We start from the raw sequence: 2,876 nt of genomic DNA on the forward strand, positions 1-2,876 counted from the left end.
ATCATATCTGGGTTGCTTTTCTCTATCACGTACTTATTGATTCATATCCCGTATCCATTCATACATTGACTGGGCAGTATTGGTTACGGTGTCCGAAAGCGCTTTTCCGGCTTTTGAAAACATATTGAATGTCTCCACCTTTTCCAGCTCTTTTTGTTTTTCTTCTAAATCTTTTGCCGTGACTGTTTCTCCTAGGATTGAGGCTTCTTTTTCATTATCTTTTCCGTCGGTGAGCGTAAACGCCCCCTTCAGTGAAGGGTCATGATAGCCTTTCATACTCAGCATCCCGTTGTTTGCCTGCTGCATGCCGAACAGAACGCCTAAAAACATGATCGTGACAAGCAGTAAGCACTTTCCAAAGTATGCAATCAAATCAACCACCTATTTCTTATTGTTTTTTCGTCTCCCCGCTCGCTGCGTTGACCTTTTCAGCATCCCAGTACATTTCGCTGAATACGTCCGCGGCCGCGTTAGCCGCACGCTGCAGCTCTTCGAGATTATTATCCACTCCGCCAAACTCGAGCAAAAGCGCTCTATCGGTTAAATCCTGATTGTAAACACCATTATCGCCTGGCGAGCCTTTGGAAAAGACACCTGTGCTAAGTCCGGGGTATTTTTTCTCCATCAGTTTATGAAGCTCACTCGCAATTTTATAGTTTTCTTCGAAGTTTTTGTTTTTTTTCCCGACGACAAAGGCTACCCTGGCATAGCTTTTCCCTTTAATCGTTGCGGTTGTGTCTTTTTTGCGCCGAGAGTCTCTGTGGATGTCAATGATATATTGCAGATTTTTGTTTGAAGCGAGGGCGTCTTTCACGACCGGCCTTGATTCATCATAGGACCTGGCATAGTTTAAGCCTTTTTTATTCAATTTTGACTGTATATCGGTTTTATTCACTGTGGCTCCGATTCCCTGGGATTCAAGCGCTTGTCCGAACATATCTCCTACAAGCGTGACATTGGCTTTAGAATGGCGCGCCATGTCAGGATCGGTCTCGCCTTTTAATAGAGGGAGATATGATTCCGTATTGTGCGTGTGATAGATAAACACGACCTTTTTATCACCTGTTGTTTGTTTCGGCGGATCTTTTTGCGCATTATCTGATTGCGTTTGCTGTTTTTCAATCTCTGCCAAATTCGCTTCCCTTTCTTCCTCCATCACCTTAGACGGCGGCGGCGATTCCGCAGGCATATTCGTATAATCCGTCCCTTGTCCAGCTAACAAAATCTCGGTATCAAATTGTGCAAACCCCGGCAGCTCCCGACCGAGAAAGCTCCGCGGATCTTCGAGGTTAATGCTCGTCGCCAGCTTTAAAGAAAGACGAGAAAGATGAAATGAGCTGTCTGTTTGAGAGAGGTCAGAAGCGAAATAATGGTTTTCCATCCGCAGCAAATGTGCAAATACGTCACCCGGCAATTCTTCAGCAATCCCATAAAAAGAGTCAGACGACGGCCTAAGTTCCGGCCGGAGAGACGTCAGCACACCGGATAGAACAAAAATCACGATAAGGCTTACGATAAATAGAAAGATGGCTTTTACCGCTTTCCCTCCATTTACCGCAACAACAATCTGTCTGTTTCTGCGTTTATTTCTCATTGAATCCCTCCAGCGCTTGTCTAGTAATTACTCTATGAACAAGCTAGAGGAAGTAGAACTGTTTAGTGATTGTAGGAGCCTTTGTTTTCTTGTGACACTTTTTCATGAAGCGCTGTGTTTAATCCGTTCGCTAAAACATTTGCCATATCGTCGATAAATGAATCGACTTCCTTCGGCGTAACCATTAAGTTGTGCCCTAAAGGCGAAAGCACCTCGTGAATGAGCTGCCGTTTTTCATCTTCTTGAAGGGTTCCGACAATACCTAGGAACGATTGGCGCTGCTTTTGATCAGGAAGATCTTCTTCAGTGAGCACTTTCTTCTTCCCAAAGGTCATGCCTGCCGGAACAAGCGATCTTGATGGCCTGTTATCCTTCATTTCTCTGCCAAAATGTTTTAATATGTAGTCCACCGTGTCGCTGGCAATTGTCACGGCATCAACTACTGTCGGAACACCGATAGCAATCACCGGAACACCAAGCGTGTCTTTGCTTAAATCTTTTCGTTTATTCCCCACTCCAGACCCCGGGTGAATGCCTGTATCCGATATTTGAATGGTTGTGTTGACCCTTTCCACCGCCCGCGCCGCCAACGCATCAATGGCGATGACAAAATCAGGCTTCGATTGCTCAATCACACCTTTAATAATGTCACTTGTTTCGATTCCTGTTATCCCCATTACACCCGGTGCAAAAGCACTGACAGGCCTGTAACCCTCCTGTACGTTTTCCGGCTGAAGCTTAAACAAGTGCCTTGTTACCAACAGATTTTCTACTGCCATCGGTCCAAGCGCATCAGGTGTCACGTTCCAGTTGCCGAGCCCAACGATCAAACAGCTCGCATCTTTTGAGATATTAAGGTTTTCAAGAAAAGCTGAGAATTCCTCCGCAAAGACAGCAGAGACCTTCTCCTGCATTTCCGAATCATTCTCCCTGATTCCCTGTGCTTCAAGCGTTAAATAGCGCCCTTCTTTTTTTCCCGAAAGCTCTGCGCCTTCCTTTGTAACATCAACTGTGCGGATTTTAATGCCGCCGTGATCACGCTCTTTTTCAATAAAGCCTTTAATTTCTTTTGTCGGCACAGCCTGCTGATTGGCCATTGCTTCCTTCGTTTCCACTGCCAAATCGGTCCGTATCAAATACTGATTCACATCCAGCTCACTCTTTTTCATACAGGGGCCTCCTTCACATTAAGTACCTATATTGTTGCCATTTGCTGAATAAATCATGCTAAAAAGAGAACCTTCAATGAAAAATACTTTACATTTATATTGCAATCTAAAGG

3 protein-coding genes are annotated in these 2,876 nt (G+C 44.9%); all 3 read right to left on the reverse strand.

The features are described from left to right. Positions 1-33 precede the first annotated feature (33 nt). The 3 genes from RAC86_RS37435 to gpr all read right to left on the reverse strand — a co-directional run bounded on the left by RAC86_RS37435 (position 34) and on the right by gpr (position 2,763). Positions 34-372, reverse strand: a complete 339-nt coding sequence (locus tag RAC86_RS37435) for a YqxA family protein (protein WP_014477382.1) — start codon at positions 370-372, stop codon at positions 34-36. Between the two features lie 16 nt (positions 373-388). Next, positions 389-1,594 (reverse strand): spore autolysin SpoIIP, encoded by a 1,206-nt coding sequence (gene spoIIP / locus RAC86_RS37440; protein ID WP_377886830.1) that lies wholly within the window; start codon positions 1,592-1,594, stop codon positions 389-391. 62 nt (positions 1,595-1,656) lie between these two features. Next, positions 1,657-2,763, reverse strand: a complete 1,107-nt coding sequence (gpr, locus tag RAC86_RS37445; RefSeq protein WP_014480309.1) for a GPR endopeptidase — start codon at positions 2,761-2,763, stop codon at positions 1,657-1,659. Between the last annotated feature and the right edge of the window lie 113 nt (positions 2,764-2,876).

The sequence above is a fragment of the Bacillus sp. LR_5 genome (assembly GCF_042709275.1).